Source organism: Ktedonobacter racemifer DSM 44963 (assembly GCF_000178855.1).
GTDB lineage: Bacteria > Chloroflexota > Ktedonobacteria > Ktedonobacterales > Ktedonobacteraceae > Ktedonobacter > Ktedonobacter racemifer.
The window spans coordinates 1,234,499-1,255,494 of sequence record NZ_ADVG01000004.1; the positions used below are offsets into that span (position 1 = coordinate 1,234,499).

General features: G+C 53.2%; 18 protein-coding genes. 8 read left to right on the forward strand and 10 right to left on the reverse strand.

Annotation, left to right across the window (positions count from 1 at the left end):
- Positions 1-363 precede the first annotated feature (363 nt).
- On the forward strand, positions 364-1,419 hold the full coding sequence (add, locus tag KRAC_RS47100; protein WP_007919442.1) for an adenosine deaminase: 1,056 nt from the start codon (positions 364-366) through the stop codon (positions 1,417-1,419).
- A gap of 64 nt (positions 1,420-1,483) precedes the next feature.
- On the opposite strand, the gene KRAC_RS47105 is transcribed toward add, so the two are convergent.
- Complete coding sequence (locus KRAC_RS47105; protein WP_007919443.1) at positions 1,484-2,467, reverse strand: DMT family transporter; 984 nt, start codon at positions 2,465-2,467, stop codon at positions 1,484-1,486.
- Between the two features lie 113 nt (positions 2,468-2,580).
- A complete protein-coding gene (locus KRAC_RS47110) occupies positions 2,581-3,666 on the reverse strand; it encodes a YeiH family protein (RefSeq protein WP_007919444.1) in 1,086 nt (361 codons plus the stop codon).
- A 159-nt stretch (positions 3,667-3,825) separates the two neighbouring features.
- Between KRAC_RS47110 and KRAC_RS47115 the strand changes: the two genes are divergently transcribed.
- Positions 3,826-4,722, forward strand: a complete 897-nt coding sequence (locus KRAC_RS47115) for a LysR family transcriptional regulator (RefSeq protein WP_007919445.1) — start codon at positions 3,826-3,828, stop codon at positions 4,720-4,722.
- Between the two features lie 72 nt (positions 4,723-4,794).
- Here KRAC_RS47115 and KRAC_RS47120 read toward each other — a convergent pair whose 3' ends face one another.
- The 3 genes from KRAC_RS47120 to KRAC_RS47130 all read right to left on the reverse strand — a co-directional run bounded on the left by KRAC_RS47120 (position 4,795) and on the right by KRAC_RS47130 (position 8,292).
- Complete coding sequence (locus KRAC_RS47120) at positions 4,795-5,430, reverse strand: pyridoxamine 5'-phosphate oxidase family protein (protein WP_007919447.1); 636 nt, start codon at positions 5,428-5,430, stop codon at positions 4,795-4,797.
- A gap of 42 nt (positions 5,431-5,472) precedes the next feature.
- Entirely contained in the window at positions 5,473-6,432 is a 960-nt protein-coding gene (locus KRAC_RS47125) for an aldo/keto reductase (protein WP_007919448.1), read from the reverse strand.
- Between the two features lie 660 nt (positions 6,433-7,092).
- Positions 7,093-8,292 (reverse strand): RNA-guided endonuclease InsQ/TnpB family protein, encoded by a 1,200-nt coding sequence (locus KRAC_RS47130; RefSeq protein WP_007919449.1) that lies wholly within the window; start codon positions 8,290-8,292, stop codon positions 7,093-7,095.
- A 660-nt stretch (positions 8,293-8,952) separates the two neighbouring features.
- Here KRAC_RS47130 and KRAC_RS47135 point away from each other — a divergent pair.
- Positions 8,953-9,150 carry a hypothetical protein gene (locus KRAC_RS47135; protein WP_157507943.1) on the forward strand — a complete coding sequence of 66 codons (198 nt, stop codon included), beginning with the start codon at positions 8,953-8,955 and terminating at the stop codon, positions 9,148-9,150.
- A gap of 180 nt (positions 9,151-9,330) precedes the next feature.
- Here KRAC_RS47135 and KRAC_RS47140 read toward each other — a convergent pair whose 3' ends face one another.
- Positions 9,331-9,663, reverse strand: coding sequence for a hypothetical protein (locus tag KRAC_RS47140; RefSeq protein WP_007919451.1), 333 nt, complete (start codon positions 9,661-9,663; stop codon positions 9,331-9,333).
- Between the two features lie 759 nt (positions 9,664-10,422).
- Here KRAC_RS47140 and KRAC_RS47145 point away from each other — a divergent pair.
- The 3 genes from KRAC_RS47145 to KRAC_RS47155 all read left to right on the forward strand — a co-directional run bounded on the left by KRAC_RS47145 (position 10,423) and on the right by KRAC_RS47155 (position 13,770).
- Positions 10,423-11,361: an ABC transporter ATP-binding protein gene (locus KRAC_RS47145; RefSeq protein WP_040447294.1), complete on the forward strand. Its 939-nt coding sequence runs from the start codon at positions 10,423-10,425 to the stop codon at positions 11,359-11,361.
- The gene (locus KRAC_RS47150) at positions 11,321-12,109 is read left to right on the forward strand and encodes an ABC transporter permease (protein ID WP_007919453.1); all 789 of its coding nucleotides are present in this window, start codon (positions 11,321-11,323) and stop codon (positions 12,107-12,109) included. Before KRAC_RS47145 ends, KRAC_RS47150 begins: the two co-directional genes overlap by 41 nt.
- Positions 12,110-12,591: 482 nt before the next feature.
- Positions 12,592-13,770, forward strand: coding sequence for a S53 family peptidase (locus KRAC_RS47155; protein ID WP_007919454.1), 1,179 nt, complete (start codon positions 12,592-12,594; stop codon positions 13,768-13,770).
- Positions 13,771-13,874: 104 nt separating this feature from the next.
- Here KRAC_RS47155 and KRAC_RS47160 read toward each other — a convergent pair whose 3' ends face one another.
- The 3 genes from KRAC_RS47160 to KRAC_RS47170 all read right to left on the reverse strand — a co-directional run bounded on the left by KRAC_RS47160 (position 13,875) and on the right by KRAC_RS47170 (position 17,688).
- The gene (locus KRAC_RS47160) at positions 13,875-14,852 is read right to left on the reverse strand and encodes an ABC transporter permease (protein WP_007919455.1); all 978 of its coding nucleotides are present in this window, start codon (positions 14,850-14,852) and stop codon (positions 13,875-13,877) included.
- 14 nt (positions 14,853-14,866) lie between these two features.
- Complete coding sequence (locus KRAC_RS47165) at positions 14,867-15,853, reverse strand: ABC transporter permease (RefSeq protein WP_007919456.1); 987 nt, start codon at positions 15,851-15,853, stop codon at positions 14,867-14,869.
- A 152-nt stretch (positions 15,854-16,005) separates the two neighbouring features.
- Positions 16,006-17,688, reverse strand: a complete 1,683-nt coding sequence (locus KRAC_RS47170) for an ABC transporter substrate-binding protein (protein WP_007919457.1) — start codon at positions 17,686-17,688, stop codon at positions 16,006-16,008.
- 349 nt (positions 17,689-18,037) lie between these two features.
- Between KRAC_RS47170 and KRAC_RS47175 the strand changes: the two genes are divergently transcribed.
- Complete coding sequence (locus KRAC_RS47175; RefSeq protein ID WP_007919458.1) at positions 18,038-19,117, forward strand: LacI family DNA-binding transcriptional regulator; 1,080 nt, start codon at positions 18,038-18,040, stop codon at positions 19,115-19,117.
- Between the two features lie 59 nt (positions 19,118-19,176).
- Positions 19,177-19,833: a nitroreductase family protein gene (locus KRAC_RS47180; protein ID WP_007919459.1), complete on the forward strand. Its 657-nt coding sequence runs from the start codon at positions 19,177-19,179 to the stop codon at positions 19,831-19,833.
- Positions 19,834-20,199: 366 nt separating this feature from the next.
- Here the strand turns inward: KRAC_RS47180 and KRAC_RS47185 are convergent, their stop codons facing one another.
- Positions 20,200-20,853 (reverse strand): hypothetical protein, encoded by a 654-nt coding sequence (locus KRAC_RS47185; RefSeq protein WP_007919460.1) that lies wholly within the window; start codon positions 20,851-20,853, stop codon positions 20,200-20,202.
- Positions 20,854-20,996: the final 143 nt, after the last annotated feature.

Genomic DNA, 20,996 nt, shown 5'->3' on the forward strand with positions numbered 1-20,996 from the left:
CTCTTAATATGCCAGTAGCGGGCGGCCCTTCTGAATAGACGAGAACACGCTCACTCTTCTATCGCCATCGTCGCGTGGTAAGCATGCAGAACCGCGTCCAGCAGGCTAGGGAAGTGCGCTTGCAGGTCCTCGCGACGCAGGGTGATAAAGAGCCTCGTCCCCTGGGCGTCGTATTGGTCACACCAGCTTCTCGCAAGACTTTGAAGTGGTGCAATTGGGTCGACTTGGCTATGCCCTCGCTCGCGGAACAGTCGCTACAACTGATGGCTTCATCTCGACCCTACAATTTGCATCTCCCGCTAGAACCTCATACACTGTATGCAGATAGAAGAGACTATGTTTATTCAGCATTGGGAGAGATGTATGTCGATAGAGCAGTATTTACGGGAGGCACCAAAGGCGGAACTCCATGTTCACCTGGAGGGCGCAGTCCGTCCCGATACGCTGTTAAAGCTGGCGCAGCGCAATGGAGCATCCTTGCCGGGTAAGAGCGTGGAGGAGCTTCAGCAGTGGTTCCAGTATCGTGATTTCAAGCACTTTATTGAGATTTACCTGGCTATTTCGAGCTGTCTGAAGCAGGCCGAGGACTATGAGCTGATTGCTTATGAGTTCGGAGAGACGATGGCGCAGCAGAACGTGCGCTATGCCGAGGCGACCTTTTCGCCCTGCACACATGCCTTTACCCTGGGAGTGCCCTTCGATATCTATTTCGCGGGCCTGACACGCGGCCGGGAGCGGGCGCGCCAGGATTTTGGCGTCGAGATCAACTGGGTCTTTGATATCGTGCGCAATATGTGCAATAAGCCAGGCGTTTCTGAGCGTGCTGACTACACCGTCAAGGTAGCTAAGGAAGGGATGCGCGACGGGGTTGTGGCCCTGGGCCTGGGCGGCAACGAGGTTGGTCATCCTCCTGAGTGGTTCGAGCGCTGGTTCGACGAGGCACGCGCGGCTGGCCTGCATAGCGATCCTCACGCGGGCGAGATCGCAGGTCCCGAGAGCGTCTGGGGCGCGGTGAAGGTCCTGGGTGCGGAACGCATTGGGCATGGTGTACGCTCAGCCGAGGATGAGAGCCTGCTGACCTACCTCGCCGAGCACCAGATCCCCCTGGAGGTCAATCCAACCAGCAATATCTGCCTGGGCGTCTATCCCGATTACGCACACCATCCCCTGCTCAAATTGATGGACGCAGGCATCCCCGTAACGGTCAATACCGACGATCCACCACTCTTTAATACGACGCTTAACCACGAGATAGGCCTGCTCCACAGCGCCTTCCAGCTTGAAGTGGCGACCATCAATACGCTCCTATTAAATGGGATACGCTACAGCTTCCTGCCCACCGAGCGCAAAGCTACCCTGCTCGCGGAGTTCGAGGCTCAGATGCTAGACCTCACCAAGCGCCATCTGCTGGCAGAGTAACCTCTGATACATGTGATCAATGTTTTTTCATGCAATATAGGCGCCGTGAACGTGGCGCCTATGTTTAGTTACGTGCGCGTACCGGGCGGTTGATCAGGGCGATGCCGGCGGCGACCGCGACCAGACCCAGAGCGTCGCGCAGGGTGAAGGGTTCGCCCAGCAGGAGGGCCGCCAGGGCCAGGCCTGCGATAGGCGTCAAGAAGTAGTAGGCGCTGACCACGCTGGCCTCACCTCGCCGCAGCAGCCAGAACCAGAGTAGCGAGGCCCCAATACTGATTACCAGCACAAGGTAGAGGAAAGACTCGATCAGTGGCGCGTTCAGGGAAAACTGCTCGGGATGCTCAAAGAGCAGAGCTGGCAGCGCCAGCGCCAGGCCAGCAGCCCCTAGTTGCACGGTGTTGACGACGAAGGCGTGCTCACGTGGTGGATAGCGCTTGTAGAAAAGCGTAGCCGCAACCAGTCCAATGACGCCGATAAAGGAGATGAGCATTCCGCTCGCGGTATCGAGCTGTCCATGCCCATTTAGCCTGGCTCCCATGACAAAGAGGACGCCGCCAAAGCCCAGGAGAAGTCCCAGGACACGCCACCATGTCAAGCGCTCCCGCAGCACAAAGGGCGCCACCAGGGTCAGCAACAACGGGTTTGTCGCCGCGATAATCGAACCCATACCTGCCGAGAGGGAGCGCAGCGCCTCGTAATTGCAGCCCAGGTATACGGCGCAATTGAGCAGGCCAAAGATAGAGAGGCGGCCCCAGGCAGCCCAGCCACGCGGCCAGGGCACACGATAAACCCAGGCCAGAAGCGCCATTAGCAACGCAGCCGTCAGGAAGCGTACTGAGAGCAGGGTAAGTGGCGGACTATAGGTCACGCCAACCTTGGTAGCGATAAAGGCCGAACCCCAGAGCAGAATATAGAAGAGTGCCACAACCACAATCAGCGGCGAACGCCGGGTGGGAGAAGCTACCTTCCCCACTGTACTCTCGTCCTGCCGAGAAAAATCTGTTGAAGGCTCTTGTTGCGCCGCGCGCGCCTGGTCTGCCGTATCCATCCAGTTATGACTCCATTCTAATTTGCATATGTCAAAGATAATGGTAGCCGTCCAGGTGCGCTTTTGCTACAGCCAATCGCACGCAACCTACATCATATTGGCTGTAACGAATGTTATCCCAGGAAAATGATAGCTGAACTGAGCACGATAAAAATTGCCAGAAGAAGGAGCGAGACACCTAGAGCGCGCAGCCCTCGCCTGCGCAACACAGCGAAGTCCACCATCAGGCCCATTGCGGCCATCGCGGCCACCATGAGAAAGGTGCTGGCCTGCACCAGTAAGGCTGCGATATCTTTAGAGAAGAAACCCAGCGAATTGATCACACCAACCAGCAAGAAGCCCAGCACAAACCAGGGTAAAGGAATCTTCTTCAGGTTGAGGCTATTGCTCACGCCAGCCTGCCTACTGGCGCGCCAGGAGAAGAGGAATGTCGCAACCACCGCCACCGGGGCTAGCAACACCACACGCGTCAGCTTGGTCAACATGGCGATGTCCGCCGCGCCCGGACCGCCCGCAGGGCCGGCAGCAACCACTTGGGCGATTTCGTGCAGCGTCGAGCCTGCCAGCAAACCATATTGTGTCGAGGTAAGGCCAATGAGATGGCCACCAAAGGCATAGAGCAGTACGCCGACCGTTCCAATCAAGCCACAGATGGCTACCGCCAGTGAGGCATCGTCTTCATCGACATCCGGCATAACGGCGGCCAGCGCGCCAACCGCCGAGGCGCCACAGATCGACTGCCCAACGCAGATCAGGAAAGCCAGGCGCTTCGAGAGACCAAGCCTATGCGCTAACCAGGGCAGCACACCGACACCTACCAAGATCATCACCAGGTCCAGGATGAGAATGCGCACCCCGCCCGAAATCAGCAGGCCAAAGTTTAGTCGCACGCCTGTCAGGATAATGCCGTAGCGCAATAGCTTCTGCGACGAGAAGCGTACACCACTGGTATATGCCCTGGGCAAACCAATAGTTCCGCGCCAGAGCAGGCCCAGCAGTAGCGCCACAGTCAGGCTCCCCATGATCGTCAGCCCCGGCAAAGGGGCCAGAAACATAGCGATCACACCCAGGATAACCGTCAGTCCCAGGCCCAGGAGAAATGGCGGCCATTTTGGACGCTCTAAACGCTGTCCGGAGGCTATTTCCCGCCTGGTTGACTTCTGCTTTATCTCCAATTCACGAACTTCGGTTTCCTGCATTGACATATGCCTCCCTTTATCATGTATGCGCCGAGACGTATACGTATACACGGTGGTTGAGATCTTTGCTCTGATCTCAAGTCTAAGGGAAGCGGCAGCATAAATCCCATACATGCTTTATACTAATGCTATAACTTAAAGTTATGAAGAGGAATAAGCATGAACCTGCACCACCTTCTTATCTTCGCGAAGGTCGCCGAGAGGCGCCACTTTACCCAGGCAGCTGAGGAGCTCCTCATCAGCCAGCCCGCTGTCTCCAAGCAGATACGCGAACTGGAGCGCGCAGTGGGGCAACCCCTCTTCAAGCAGCTTGGGCGCCAGGTTTACCTCACCGAGGCGGGTGAGGTGCTCTATGACTATGCTCGGCGTATCTTCGCCCTGGTAGACGAGGCCGAGACACAATTGGAGGAGATGCACGAACTGGAGAAGGGCCACCTCTCCATCGGCGCTATCACGACTATAGGAATTTATCTCCTGCCCGCTATCCTGGGATACTATCGCTCGCACTATCCTAAGATAGAGCTCTCCCTGGAGATCGCCAACGCCGACGACATTCAGGAACGCCTGCTGGCCAACGAGGTAGAGGTGGGCCTCGTAGAGGGACCTGTCACCCATGCCGACCTTCACCACGAGGTCTGGCAGCGTGATGAGCTTGTGCTGATCGTGGGCAATGACCATCAACTTGCGCGCCGAGAAAACATATGTCTAGAAGAGATACTCGCGGAGGGTCACCCTTTTCTGTTGCGCGAACAGGGTTCGGGGACACGCGAAGTCTTTGAGCAGGCCCTGGCGAGTCGCGAGCTCCCCGCCATACGCCCCTTCATGGAGTTGGGCAGCACCGAGGCTATCAAGAAGGCCGTCATCGCCGGACTGGGCATCTCCTTCGTCTCGCTCCACACCATCCAGCTTGAACTACAGGCGGGGCTACTCAAACATATCGAGCTCACGGATTTCACGCTTGAGCGCTCTCTCTACCTCACCTACCCACGCCAGAAGCGCCTTCCCCGGGCCGTGCAGAAATTCCTCGAATTCTTGTACGGGCAGAGCAAGCTCTGACTCCGTCCTCTGCGCTCTGCCTCTGCGATTTGAGTCCATACAAGCATGAACCCTACATTTGGCAATATGCTGCTAATAGAGGCGCTTGCGGTAGCTTTCCTCCAGATAGGCATCCATGTCTGCAACAGAGGTGTTCGCGGGATGGATCTGCTCTACCAGGATTCGTCCCAGGGAGGGAATAACCGTGCGTTCAGGCCAGGTTGTAGGATCCCAGAGGTGTGAGCGTTTGGCCGCTTTGGCACAGTGCATGAAGCACTCCTCGACCTCAAGCGCGATGGCGACAAGCGGAAGCTTCCCCTGGGCCTCCATCCGTTCGAGTAGGGCGCGATCACGAATGATCTGCGCGCGCCCATTCACGCGCAGTATCTCCTCAACGCCCGGGATCAGGAAGAGCAGGCCGACCGCCGAGGTCTGGAGAATGTTGCGCAAGGAATCGAGCCTGCGATTCCCAGGGCGCTCAGGAATGAGCAGCGTCTTCTCATCCAACACCTGGACGAAACCGGGAGCATCACCACGCGGCGAGACATCATAGTGTCCATCAGCACTCGCCGTTCCAAGCAGCAGAAAGGGAGAGTGAGCGATAAAGTTATAGCAGTGCTCATCCAAAGCTGAGAGCTGCTTACGCACAACAAGCTCACTCGGAAAACCGAGCAGCTCACGCAGTTCTTCCTCTGAAGAAATTATCTCTTGAAATCTGGGAGCGTCCATAAATAAATACGTCCTTTCGCACTCGTTTTTTAAGCCATCACACTACCAGGCCGAAACTTCACTCAGCTCGCTTAACTCCTGCTGCGCGAGCTTTATCTCAGTGGCAGCAAGACTGGCGCGTAGTTGCTCGACGGAGTTAGCTCCGGTGATGGGCGCGGTAATCACTGGTTGAGCCAGAAGCCAGGCCAGGGAGATTGCGGAAGAGGTCGTTTCATGGGTATGAGCGATACGTTGCACGCTCTCAAGGGTCTTCCAGGCACGAGCATTATCATAGCGCTTGAGGATACTCTCCGCGCGCTGACTCCCAGGAGCCTGCTCGCCGCGCCGATATTTACCGCTCAGAAAGCCGCCCGCCAGCGAGCTATAGGGAATTACCCCGATCTGGTAACGCTCACAGATCTGCTTAAGTTCGCTCTCGAACTCGGCGCGATGCACCAAATTATAATGTGGCTGCAATGAGTCATAGCGCGTCGTATGCCCAACATCGGCCTTCCAGAGCACCTCCATTAAACGCCAGGCGGGATAGTTGGCCGCGCCTACATAGCGGACCTTGCCAGCGCGTTGGAGGTCATCAAAGGCGCGCAGGGTCTCGTCGATGGGCGTCTCGTCATCGAAGGCATGGGCCTGGTAGAGGTCAATATAATCCGTTTGCAGACGGCGTAGCGAGGCCTCAACTCCCTGAATGATGTGTTGACGCGAGAGGCCACGCTCGTTGGGTCCAGGCCCCATAGGCTGATAGACCTTGGTAGCGATCACGACCTGCCCCCGATTGTCACGCGCCTTAAGCCAGCGTCCAATAATTGTCTCCGAGATACCACCCAGTTTCTCATCTACCCAGCGCGCATAGAAGTCCGCCGTATCCATAAAGTTGCCGCCCTGTTCCACAAAGGCATCCATCACAGCAAAGGCCGCCTGCTCATCGGCTGTATAGCCCCACTGCATGGTTCCCAGGCAGAGCTGCGAGACCTTGAGTCCCGTCCGTCCCAACTTGCGATACTCCAATGTTTTCCTCCTCTTCTCATTAGCCCTATGTGTAAGTTGTTTCTGCTGTCTACAGCGGCAAGAGGGAAACCCCAAACCCCGCCAGGGGCGCTGCCCCTAGACCCCTTCGAGAAAACATACACATGACATTTATACGGTGTGGCGAGAAAACCGCGAAGTCTTCAGCTTCGTGGATGAATCGCCGCTTCTCACTAATACATTTTCTCTGGGGTATCTAGCACATGCGTTCATCCTTACACAGCATACCACCTCTCAGCCACCTGTCGTTTGTTATCTATAAAGTATTCTCAGCGCCTACGACACTTGGGGAGAATGAGGCGTAGTGGCAAGAAGTCACTGGTAGATGCCAAGAAGAGTGTGGGGGCAAGGGGCGTGGAATCACCTTGCCCCACACTCTTCTTATGAGAATGATAAATGTTTAGCGCACGCTCTTGATGGGGAAGTTAGCAATCGCACCGAGTAGGGCGAGCACTGCCGCCATACATCTTATCAAATCCTTAAATGCATATGCTATTCAGCACAAAAAGCGGAAATGCAATTAGGAGAAGAGTACACACCCTAAAAAAGGGGAGTATTGAGTGCGGTCAGAGAAGCCTTGTAGCACGCCACAACGTATACTCTATTGACACTCCTCCTGCTAAAGCAAGGGGGATTCTTCTTTCATCCAGCCCGCTTGCCCGTTCTGGCCTTGCGACCAGAACGCGTAGAGGCGTTCTGTCCAGAAGCGTTCGGTGTGGCTTGCGCCTCACCCGTTCCTGTCTGCCCGACAGTACGATAGGCCTTTGCTAAAATGTTGCGCGCCCCATTGTGATCGCGGTCAAGCACCACGCCAAAGGAAGGACAGATGTGGGTCCTCACACTGAGTGACTTCTTGACCCGTGCCCCACAGGCGCTACAATCCTGGCTCGTGAACGCTGGCTCGACGGCGATGACGGGGATGTTGTGAATATGCCCATAGTAGGTGAGCCACCCAATGAAGCGGCCCCAGGCGGCATCACTGATCGACTTTGCCAGTTTGCGGTTCTTCACCAGATTGGCGATTCTCAGGTGCTCATAAGCAATCAGATCGTGAGATGTGATCAGCGCGTTCGCCGTCTTTCTGGCGAAATCTTCACGCTGCCTCTGAACCTTGAGATAGCCTTTGGCAAGCTTCTTTCTTGCCTTCTTGCGATGCTGAGATGTCTTCTGTGTGCGAGACAGGCGACGATGCAACCGCTTGAGCTTGCGTTCGGCCTTTCTCAGATGGCGCGGGTTGGCGACGGTGTTGCCCTCTGCATCGGTCAAGAACGCTTTGAGTCCGAGATCAATGCCGGTATGCTTGCCTGTTGGTACATGCTCAATGTGTCGTTCAGCTTGTATAGCACATTGAGCATAGTAGCCATCGGCACGCCGGATGAGACGAACGCGATTGATAGCAGGTAGGGGACGAGTAGCAAGATCACGACTCCCGATCAGACGCAAACGACCGATGCCACAGCCATCGGTGAAGGTGAGATGTCTACCATCTGGCTCAAGCCGCCAGCCAGTCTGTTTGTACTCCACACTGCGGCAATCGTGCTGAAATTGGGGATAGCCTTTCTTGCCGGGTTTCTGGTTGCGGCAGTTGTCATAGAAGCGGGAGATAGCAGCCCATGCGCGATCAGCAGCGGCTTGCCGGGCCTGAGAATTAAGCAGGATGGCAAAGTCGTACTCTTGGGCAAGTTGGGAGCAAAAGCATTGCAGATCGTTCCTGTTAATGCCACGAGTATCCATCCAGAGGCGCAGGCACTTGTTACGGATGAACTGGGTCACCCGTATGGCTTCATCAATGGCGCGATATTGGGCCTGTGTGCCATCCAGTTTGTACTCGTAGATCAGCATTCTCTCACTCTTGCTCCTTCCCTCTTGCTGTGGTATATGGTACATTAAAATATTGATGTATGCAAGAGGTGAAAGAATTGAAACGTACAACTATGTATCTGAACGAGAAACAACACCAGAAATGACATGAGCAAGCTGAGAAAGAGGGTGTTCCGGTTGCGGAATTGGTACGGCGTGCCGTTGATGCGTTTCTTCTGTGGGACGATCCAACGTATCAACCCAACCCACCCCAAAACAAGGACTCGCCATTCATCCCCCGCTTAAAAGACGGGGGCTTTCTGGCTCGTTTCTTGTAACAGAGGCTATTCTGTGAGGAGCAAACTAAATGCCAGTGCATCTGTTTTATGCTTGCTTACCAGTGTTTTCTCTTGTCTAAGCGTAAAGTATCAGGTTCCTTTGTATCAAGCTGAGAATTATTCGCCTGAGCAAACAGAGAACGGTAAGGCTCCTATCCATGCCCGGTAGTGAAGAAAAGCTTACACTCAGGTACAATGAATAGTAATAGCTTGCTTTTAGCTACTTGTAGTTCAGCCTTATCAACTGAACAAGAGAGAGACATTGATGAATATAGTGATAAATCACATGGATATAGATCAGTTACCAAAGACACCCTCTACATTTGCAAATGTTGTAGAGCAATTCTTGCAAGAATGCTGCATATTGGAAGAACAACAAAGCATTGAGGATGCCCAGCTCTTCGCTAATTTCCGCGCATACTACAAACGAGTATGGCAGGGCGAACCACATCCGGCACTGCTTGGCCAGTTTCGCGTTGAACTTACACAGCGAGGCTACCACTCCAGCAGTGACAAGCATCCTACCTGGTACGGCCTCACGCTTCGCCCCAAAGATGCATAGCTAGAACAGGTATCTCGGTTGGAGAACTCTGAACGCCCCTTTCTAGTTGATAAGCATAACAGGGCGCCTCGTGCCTTGCTTCGGCCCCAATCTTCCCTCGCCTCTCCTCTACGCAACTGACCTTTAAGGCAGGTTTTTTTAGCCAATCAACATAGCTCTCCCTATGTCTTTATCCCCTTATCACTCTCGCTCTGGTGTATCCTCTTTCTCTGCCTGAGCCTGATTCCAGCTACGCAAAAGCTGCACAGCCATTTCTTTCTCTATGTTTGCGCGCTCTTCTTTGCTCGAGAGAGTCCAGTTCATGAGACGGTAAGAGCCTCCAAACGAGATAATAAACGCTGGAAGCGATACCAATACAATCAAGCTTCCAAATAAGAGATCGTGTGTGATAGCGAGTAGAATTCCACAGACAAGAGTCGCTAAACAACTTACCAGGGCAATACCTACAAAAATAAACGTCTCCTTATTTGGCACCAGGCCTACGTTCCACAGTAGGCGTCGTACTTTCTCCATAGGTACATCCTTTCATCTATTATAACCAATAGCAATGTATGTTAATACTTATTTTTTATATATGTTTTAACATCTCAGAAAATGCTTTGTCAAGGAATAGATGTATTTGAGAAGAAAGAAGAACACAGACAAAAACTGTCAGCGCTACTTCATAGCTCATTTAGCATATGAAGTGGAGGGATGGCAATGTCTCGACATTGCCATCCCTCCACTTCATATACATCTGCCCAGTGTCGCAGGCGCTGAGTAGTGATTAGAAGAAGAACAAAAGAGAACCAAACAACACAGCAACAGTAAAAGCGATCAAAAGAACATATATAGCATGCTTGGCATTAGAGCCACCATAATTTAAATTTGTCATTTCATACTCCCCAATAAACAACCAGTAGGATCAGAAAACCTTCAGGTATCAACACGAACGATAAGAGGAAAAAGTACTCAAAGAAACATAATGAATCACTAATACATAGTATGTACTAAACGTTCACGCGCCTCAATGCGTCACTTCATAAATTTTCTGTGAGTTTGCTCATAGTATCTTGCTGACTGTTTATGCCTTCACGCCTGCGGCGCTCAGGGGATCCAGCCAGCCAGGCTTGACCTGAATGTCAAAGGCTTTTTGCGGCCAATATACAAATATACCTGCCCCGCTTGACAGTGGCATTCTCTGCATGTATCTTCTGGAAAGCCCTACGCGTCATGCGCCATCAGTCCCGCGTGTAATAATAATGTCGGCCATTACGAATGAAAGTAATCTATATGAGTGATTCAGTGTATGTTGTTCATGACCTGGTCAAGCAGTATCCGGGGCAGGAGCAGCCAGCGAATAAGGATATTAACCTGGCGATTGAGCAAGGTGAGATCTTTGGTATTCTAGGCAGTAACGGTGCTGGCAAGACGACGCTGGTACGCCAGATGGTTAACCTGCAACGCAGCACCTCGGGCCAGATCACACTCTATGGCAGGGATATTCGTCAGCATCCCTATCTCATTGCGCAATATGTTGGCTATATGCCCCAGGATAGCGAGGCGCTCAATAATATGAGTGTGAGCGAGGCCCTCTACTTTACGGCCCACTTGCGAGGGATGAGCCGATCAGATGCGCGTCGTGAACGCGACGATCTGCTCAAGCTCTGGCAAGTCGAGGAGTTACGCGATAAATATAGCCCCAGGCTCTCAGGCGGCCAGAAGCGTATCCTGCGCCTCGCCGTCGCCACCGCCGCGTGTCCGCCCATTCTAATCCTCGACGAACCTACAAACGATCTCGATCCCCAGAAGCGCAAGCTGGTCTGGGATGTGCTGCGCCACCTGAATAGCGCGTATGGCACGACAATTATCTTTATCACACACGATGCCATCGAGGCTGAGAAGATCGTGCAACGCGTAGGCATCATGCGCCAGGGCAGTTTCGTGGCTATGGGTCCCCTGGCTGAGCTTAAGCGCGAGGTCGGCGAGAAGATGCGCCTGGAGCTCTTCTTTCCGGCTGAGTCTCCGCCACCACTGCCAGCACACCTGCAATACAACGAGCTCGCGCCTGGGCGCTGGCTCGTGCTCTTAGAGCGTCACGAGGCTGGCGCGGTCATTGATGCCCTTCCCCTGCATACTATTGACGACTTCCACCTGTATTCCGCGACACTGGAGGATATTTACCTGCACTATGTCACAAAACATCCAGCTACCACAAACGCTACCCGGTGAGCGCCGCGCGCCTTCACTGCTGACGCAATTTCTCGATGTATTCTTGATCGAGCTAACCAACTGGCGCTGGTCCTGGCGCTCACTGCTCGTCCTGGGCATGATCTCACCGTTACTCAGTATTACAGCCCTCGGCACCTTTGCCCGCGATTCAGGCCCACTCTCGTTGAGCTATGTCCTGGTTGGCAATATCGTTCTGGCTACCCTCTTCAATAATATGAATAACGTCAAGATGCATGTCCTATTTATACGCGAGCATGGGACGCTCGACTACTTCGCGACCTTGCCCATCCGGCGCTATGTCCTGATTCTAGCGCTCCTGGCGGCCTTTCTCCTTCTCTCGCTCCCCTCACTCCTGGTGACAGTCATCGGTGGAACGCTTATTCTGGGTGTGCATCTCCAAATCAGTCCCTTACTGCTCATTGTGCTGCCTCTATGCACGCTGCCCTTCTCCGCCATAGGCGCGATCATTGGAGCACGTATACGCACACCTGAGACCGCTGACGCCTTAGGCTATATCCTGACACTGGTACTGGTCGCCCTTGGCCCTGTGATGATTCCGCCCGATCATCTGCCGCCCTTCCTGATCTTCATTGGCCGCTTTAGTCCGGCGACTTACGCGGCCTCGGCCCTACGCCAGGTCTTGCTGGGACCTATCACCAACCAGCTCCTCATCGATATAGGCGTCATGGCTGGTCTCACCGTTATTGCCTTCTGGTTCGTCAACCGCAAACTGGACTGGAGTGTCTAGCACATACTTGCTCATGTAGTTTATGAGGGCTTACGTATTGTACGTAAGCCCTCATAAACTACATGACGACTTCTTGCATCTGTTAAAAAAGATTAGGATTAAGTTAATTCCTTTAACACTTTTTGCTTGACAATAATCAATATATATTTATACTTCTATCTAAGACACAATTCTTTATGGTAATGTCGCAATTACCGCATCGAATATTTTGTGCCTTTTTTCAGGAGAGGAAATGTTTGTGCCAGGCATGGAAGTCACCTCGCGACTTTTATGTGCCATTTCTTCTAAAGAACCTCTTTGCGTTGTGTTTGATGCATTCTTCGCGCGAAAAAGGGCGTTTCGCAGGCAAGAAAGCTGCTCACCCACAGAAAAGCTCTCTTGCTGAAAGAGGAATTCGCATTACTTCTTATCCGAAGCCCTGAGCGCTAGGCGCGCAAGTGACATTGGGTTTCGGAATAAGACCTTAGCGAAAGGAAGGCACATTGAAAAGGCTTATCAGTCTCTTCAGCATCGCAACCCTACTTTCCTTCATGTTGCTCAGCTTTAACTCTACTAACGTATTTGCTCAGCAGCACCCATCCAAACTTCGCTTCCATAGTGTTTGTGGTATTAAAGTGGTTGACCTCGCGCAATGTAACGCCATCCAGATTGATGCCAACACCAGCGGCGTGAAGCCCAATGCTAGTAGTCCCTCTGGTTACAATCCTGCCGATCTTCAGTCGGCGTACAAGCTGCCATCCGCCAGCGCGGGCAGCGGGCAGACCGTCGCCATCGTCGATGCTTACGACGATCCTAACGCAGAGTCAGACCTGGCCGTCTATCGCTCACAGTTTGGTCTCCCCGCCTGTACCACAGCTAATGGCTGCTTCAGGAAGGTCAACCAAACTGGCGGCACAAAATACCCACGTGCTAATAGCGGCTGGGCTGAGGAGATCTCTCTCGACCTGGACATGGTTAGCGCCATCTGCCCCAACTGCCACATCCTGTTGGTTGAAGCCAGCTCCGCTTCTTTCACCAACCTGGGCACAGCAGTCAACACAGCTGTGAATCTGGGCGCTAACACCGTCAGCAACAGCTACGGTGGCAGCGAGTCCAGCGGCGAAACCGCCTACGCCTCATTTTACAACCATCCTGGACACATTATTACCGCCAGCTCTGGTGATAGCGGCTATGGTGCACAGGTTCCCGCGGCCTACAACACCGTTGTTGCGGTTGGTGGTACCTCGCTCAGCAAGAGCAGCAATAGCCGTGGCTGGTCCGAAACGGCCTGGAATGGCGCAGGCAGCGGATGCAGCGCCTACATCTCCAAGCCAAGCTGGCAGAAAGATACTGGCTGCTCCAGGCGCACCATCGCCGATGTATCGGCGGTTGCCGATCCAAACACGGGCGTCTCAGTCTACGACACCTATGGGAATGTCGGCGGCTGGCTCGTTTTCGGCGGCACCAGCGTTTCTTCGCCCATTATCGCTAGCGTTTATGCTCTGGCTGGTAATGCCAGCAGCGTCAACGCCGCTTCTTCTCTCTATAGTCATACGGGTAATCTCTTTGATGTGACCAGTGGCAGCAATGGCAGCTGCGGCGGTTCCTACCTTTGCACAGCCGGTACTGGTTACGATGGACCCACTGGCCTGGGTACACCCAATGGAACTGGAGCCTTCTAGTTTGTGATTTCTAGCTTATAAACTAGCATTTCTTCTCTTTCAGGCCTTGCCGCGAGGTGGCAAGGCCTTTTCATATGCTCATCACCACGCTTTACCAAAGCATGCTATGCCTGCTCAACTGGAATTTGTGCCTCATTGAACTCGGGCGGCGTGGCAGGCCTCTTATCGTTTTCCAGCCTCTTCTGTTTTCTTTTGCCTCGCAGGCGTGGATTGGCGATCTCGTCAATACCAAAGTTGATAAAGGTGAGGCCCGCACCCAGCAGGGCGATACAGAGGCCCGGCGGCAGAAACCACCACCATGCACCCAGTAACAGAGCATCGTTGTTCCCAGCCCAGTAGAGCATCGTTCCCCAGCTCACAGCCGTGATATCGCCCAGGCCCAGGAACTCCAGACCGGTCTCCGCAAGAATAGCGTAGATAATGGTACCCAACAGCTGCGCGGCCACAATGGCGATCTCATTAGGCAAGATCTCATAAAAAATAATGCGCCAGTCGCTCTCACCACTGGCACGCGCTGATTCTATACACTCACGACTGCGCATAGAGAGCGTCTGAGCGCGCAGGACACGTGCCCCCCAGGACCAGCCGGTAACCGTGAGCACGATAACGATGGTCAATGGTCCTTTATAGGCAATAAAAGCCGCCAGCAGAATCGCCAGGGGCAGGGTAGGGAGCACGAGAAAGATATTCGTGATCATTGAGAGAATTTCATCTACCCAACCACCATAATAGCCTGAGGCCAGCCCAATCACGATAGAAATAAGCATGGTCATAACACCAATGGCTATGCCCATGAAGACGGAGATACGCGTCCCGACAATCACCTGTGCCAACACATCCTGTCCTGTCTGGGTTGTTCCCAGCCAGTGGGAAGCTGAAGGCGGTGTCAGGCGATCCGGGCTAAAGGCATTGGGATCCTGCGGCACAATGAGAGGTCCCACAATCGCCAGGAGTAAGAAGAAACCCAACACAATCAGGCCAAAACTTACCTTGCGATTCTGCGTCAGAAGGCGCCAGAGGTCACTCAAGCGCAAGCTTCGAGCCGAGAGTCCGGTCGCTGTTTCACTCGTTGTTACCTGCATATACATTTCCCTCTCTAGCTTCTACTTATGCGCACACGCGGGTCGAGCACAACATAGAGCGCGTCCGCCATGAGATTCGCCGCCAGCACGGCCACCGTAATTACCAGGAAAATTCCCTGCAAGAGCGCGTAATCCAGGTTATCGACCGCCTGCAAGATGGCAAAGCCAATTCCAGGATAGGAGAAGACAATCTCGGTCAAGAGCGAGCCGCTAACGACAAATCCCAGCGAGAGCGCAAAGGCAGTAATGTTGGGTAAAATGGCGTTGCGGGCGGCATAAGAGAACATGACCCGCCAGGGCGAGAGACCTTTGGCCTCCGCCATCAGCACATAGTCCTCGGCCAGCGTCGTAACCATGGCATTACGCATACCCAGCAGCCAGCCAGCCAGCGAGCCAATAATAATCGTCAAGGCGGGAAGAACGGCGTACCAGGCCGCGCTCAGGATAAAATCGAGGTTCCAGCCCGGATCGGCTACATCCGAGTCATAGCCGCCATGAATGGGAAACCAGTTTAGCTGGGAGCCAAGTACATAGAGCAGCACCAGTGCCAGCCAGAAATAGGGGATTGCCGAGATAAAAGTAAAAAAGGGCGAGAGTACCACGTCCATCAGTGAACCACGCCGCCAAACAACGATGATGCCCAGTAATGTACCAATAACAAAGCTGATGACGAGGGCCGTCCCCACCAGGACCAGCGTCCAGGGCAACTCTTGCATGATTACCTCAGAGACTGGAGTCGGCAGGTAGGTAATGGACGTCCCTAGATTTCCATGCATCAAATTGTTTATGTATTGTCCGTACTGCGACCAGAGCGAGTCATGGTTGACGCCTAGAGAGATCTCCAATGCGTGCTGGGCCTGCGGCGACAACTTACCACGCATACGTGACATCATAGCGCTGGCTGGATTGCCTGGCGAGAGATGTGGAATGAGAAAATTAAGCGTGACCGATGCCCACAGGGCCAGGATGTAGAAGATAATACGGCGAAGCATATGGCGCATGCCTGCCCCCTTCTAGATGAAAAAATCACCGTACAAAAAGCCTTGTCACATGCAGAGAACACTACCAATAGGGGACCGGGCTGAGCGGCCATCAGCGACCCAACCCGGTATGTAGACGCTATATTGGTATAGCGTCCATAAGCTCGAAATGCCTACTCAACCTGGTGCAGATTAAGCACGACATACTCGATATCTGGATAGGTGGCCGTGCCAGGGGCCGCATAGGGATGCTGCGCGTCAGGCCAGCCCGTGAACTTCTTAGTACTGTATTGATACCAGTACGGCTCATTGGTCAGGGGAATGCTGGGCAGTTGCTCAACCATGATCTTCTGCAAGGCCTGAATGGCCTGTTTCTGCGCGTTGGGATCGGTCGATGAGGCATATTGATCCAGCAGTTTATCCGTATTGGGATCGTTCCAGCGCTCATAGTTCGAGGGTGCGGCCTGGCCATTGGGCGCGCTATTAGTGCTCCTGAGCAAACCATCAAAGATGTAGTAGGGGGTCGGGCCGGGATTGGTCCAGAGCATCGCCAGATCATAGTTCCCCTTCTGCAAGGCATCGTAGTATGCATCAAAGGCGATGGTATTGACCGTCACCTTAATGCCAATAGCCTGCAAATCACTCGCTATAAGCTGACAATCGGTAATCCAATCGGTATAGCCACTGACGACATTGAGGTTAAAGGTCAGCTTCTTCCCCTGTTTATCGGCATAGATGCCGTCTCCACCCTTACTAAAGCCCGCGCTCTCCAATAGCTGTTGTGCCTTCGCGGCATCCACCGAAAAGGACAGCCCGCCATACTCAGGCGCCGTATAGTCTTTATTGGCGGGAAGGATCAGCGTCGGACTGGCGGCAGGCTCATAGCCACTCTCGCCAACTTTATTCAACTGGTCGCGATTGATAGCATCGCTGATCGCCTGGCGCACCGGGAGCTGGTTGAAGGGGTACTTTGTGATGTTCATGAAGAGCATGACCACGTCGCTGGAGGGGAACCAGTAATGATTATGCACTGGATCGAGCTTGATGTATGTTTTCTCAATATCAGGAATATAGAGGTTGGTCCAGTCGATCTCGCCCTTTTGAAGAGCCAGTTCGGCACTGGTATTGGAGTTATAGGCCGGAATCTTTAGTTCGCTTACCTCGGGTTTACCAGGTTGCCAGAACCTGGAATTCTTGCTCAGGGTCACCAACTGAGGCGTGAAGGATTTCAGCACAAAGGGACCGGTGCCAACGGGATTAGGATCGGCATATTGCGCTGGATCTCCCTTCACAGCGGACCAGACATGCTTGGGTAGAATATAGGTCTGGCCACCTAAGTACCAGATAATCGGATAGTAGGGAGCGTTCAAGGTTACCTTCACGGTGCTACTATCGGGCGCGACAACATCTTTGAAGCGAGGCGAGATACCACTGACATCAATCGAGGGATTCTGCTTGATCAGATTGAAGGTAAATACGACATCGTCGCTGGTAAAGGGCTGACCATCCGACCACTTTATATCTTTGCGCAGGTGGAAGGTAATGCTCGTAGCATCGCTGGCAAGGTCATAGCTCTGGGCCAGCCAGGATTTAATGTCGCCATTGAGGCGATTAAAATACAACAATGTCTCATAGATCATACCCGGTGTGCCACTGATCACGCTGGATGAGTAGGGATTGAAGTTCCGTGTGTAATCTCCACCAGCATTCGCCAGCATCGTCAAGGATGTGCTTTTGTTGCTTTTGCTTGTGGTGCTACCACCACAAGCAACAAACAAGAGAGAGAGCAGCATGAGCAGAGAGAGGCATGCCATCGTGGTTCTGCTCTTGCGCGTCAGCAAATTAGTGTGTGCCACCAGACACCTCCTGAAGCGACTGAGAAATACGCTCAGCTAAACAGAGTAGACAAAACGCCAATGAACCTCTTGCGCTATATTAATGATGAAATAACTATGTATCATTTTTACGCTCTTGTCAATATTAACCCTTCTCAAATATAGTAATATACATAGCACCATGCTGCTTCCAAAGCCATTTTATTTAAAATCTAAAATCTGCTACATTCACTTCCTCTATCCATGGTAAAAATACGTTTTGGACTCAAATAGCAAAACACTATGTTCATGCATTGACTTTGAGGTGAAATTTGCTTATCATACTTTCATGAACTTATTGCGCATCATTTTTGCCGGAAAGTAGGAGAATGTGACAAGCTCAGTAACCGCCAGGGATGTCGCTAAACTGGCTGAAGTGTCCGTGGGAACTGTATCAAGGGTCTTCAACAACCACAGCAACGTCAGTGAAGAGATTCGGCAACGTGTCCTCAAGGTAGCGGCCGAACTGGGCTACTACCGGAACACAGGGGGACAGGCAATCTTACCGCGTACACAAAACAGGATATTGAAAGAGGTAGGCTTTCTCTATTGCTCAAGCATTGAGCCAACTCCTGCCACGATGGACCCCTACTGGGCGCCGATATTTCACGGCGTTGAAAGCGCCTCCCGGCCCTCAAATATTAAAATCACCTACCGCACCATCACCGATATTTACCTCAACCCAGCCCTGCTGACAACCGTTCTGTATGAGATGCGCCTGGGAGGCATCATCCTGGTTGGACAGGCCAATGCCCAGACCATCGCGGCCATTCATGCCACACATACACCGGTCGTCCAGGTAGACAACTATGTCGCGGACTTGCCCACGCCAATTGATACGATCCTACCCGATAATCTCCAGGGTGCCCGACTGGCTATGGATCATCTCTTTGAACGGGGACACCAGCAGATCGCTTTTATTGGCGGCCCAACACTTCCCGGACCCGCGCCTGCACAACAAATTTACTCCATTCAACAACGCTGGATGTGCTACTGTATGGCCTTCCTCGGCCGCAACTTGCCCATCAACTTTGATCTTGTAGAGGCTGGTAATCTTACGATGGAGGGAGGGTATGCAGCCTGCAAACGCTTGCTCGAGCGTGAGGTTGCCTTCAGTGCGATCTTCTGCGCAGACGATATTACGGCCATTGGCGCGATGAAAGCCCTACGCGAGGCTGGCTGCCGGATACCAGGCGATGTCTCACTGATTGGCTTCGATGACATCGAACTGGGACAACACGTCACCCCGGCTCTCACGACGATCCGCGTCAATACTACTGCGATGGGAACTATCGCCCTACATACGTTAATCGAACGGGCAAATAATCCCGAGGCCCCTTATATGACCCGGCTGATAGGCACAGAACTGGTGATACGAGAATCGGTGGCTCCGCCTCAGCACTCACGCTGAACAATGTAGTATGCTATGCAAGAAGGATCCATTTTATTTCTCGTCAGAAGGAGTAGAATATGTCATTACTCGACCTCTCGTCCGACCAGCTACTCACCACCACACGCTCAGTACGTAAGCGGCTCGATTTCTCACGCCCCATTGAGCCAGAGATTCTGCAAGAATGCCTGGAGATCGCACTCCAAGCACCAACTGGCAGCAATATGCAGTCCTGGCACTTCGTCGTGGTAGATGATGCGCAGAAGAAGGCCGCCCTGGCAGAACTTTATCGCCGCAGCTACAAGGACTATCGCCAGGCCACTGCCGCCACGTCAGGTACGGCCTTCGCTAAAAATCCCGAGCGCGGTCGCGTGCAGGAGCGCGTCGGCAACTCGGCGGACTACCTGGCCGAGCATATGCACGAGGTTCCCGTCATGCTCATCCCCTGCTTCCGTGGCCGCACCGAGAATCTACCTAGCGGCATCCAGGCCAGCATCTGGGGGTCAATCCTGCCCGCCGCCTGGAGCTTTATGCTCGCCGCGCGCGCCCGTGGCCTGGGCAGTTCCTGGACCACCCTCCATCTTACCTATGAGAAAGAGGCCGCCGACATCCTCGATATCCCCTACAACAAAATCACGCAGGCCGCACTCTTACCCGTCGCCTATACCCTCGGCACCGACTTTAAGCCCGCCCCCCGCGAGCCACTAAGCAAAATCCTGCACTGGAACCAGTGGTAAGCCCTAGATAACGTAAAACATCATAGGTGCCCGATTTATGACTCTGCTAGGAAATTGGGAAACGCGCTCTCCCTCGGTAGGGACCAGCTTCAACGCGTCCGAATGCCATTCATGGCAGTGCGGCGTAAGCCTGTTTTTGCCGAGAAAGAGATAACCCATCACGCAAAACGGAGCAGAGGAACGGTTCGGACTGCGCCCACAGGCGATTATGAATTTTAACTTTCAAAATCGGGAAACTGCATAGCGCGAAAAAGTTATCTACCTTGGTTGTTAAAATTCATAATCGCCTTCGGACGCGGTAAACCGGGTCCCTCCCTACCGAGTGTGATGCGTTTCCTAGCAGGGTCATTAACGTGGCGCTTGTGTTTAGGCATTATCTCCAGGTGTTGCTAATGCCGAAGTATCATTCAGCCGTTCGTTGATTATCCTTGCCAGCGCGGTGATGGGTACACGCAGCATTTTGCCGCTGGTGGCTACTACATAGGCGCTTTTGGCTGGCGGGATGCGATAGTGTCTGTAAAGCTCTTCGACCTGGTAGCGCAATTCACGTATCTGCTCCCAGCGGAGTGCAGCCTCTACCTTCTCGCGCCCCCTGAGCAAGAGAAAGCCCTCCGCACAGATATAGGCTCGCTCCTGCTTGACCAGGCGATTGATCACATTCATCAGCAGAACGCCTGCGCTCACAACAAGCAGCGCCCCCAGCACCAGCAGAAATATGTAACTCCAGTGCGAGCGCGCCCATAACTCCAAATCAATCACACTTCCATCACGCTCAAAAACCGCGTCGAAGCGCCTAAAAGGTCCCAGCACGTAGAGACTGCCCTGGTGGTCACCAAAATAGTAAAATAACAACGGGCTGGTGTATAGGACAAGCTGATACCCACCATAGAGAGCTGGCAACGCAAATAACAGGCTCAGAAGCGTTCGACGCACGTCCCCACGCTGGAAACAAAGCTGAGGCACACCTAGGCGATACTTCTCCGCCAGGCGATAGGCCTCCAATGGCAATGGTCGCACCACTATTGCCTCCTCAAAAAATAAAACACTCACTCATACACTAAAATAAGCTCTTGTGTACAAGACACTATAACATGAAAATGGCTGTATGTGTGGCCTCAATCCAAGCAGGCGCAATACACTCAATGCCCCTGTCTCTTTCTTCA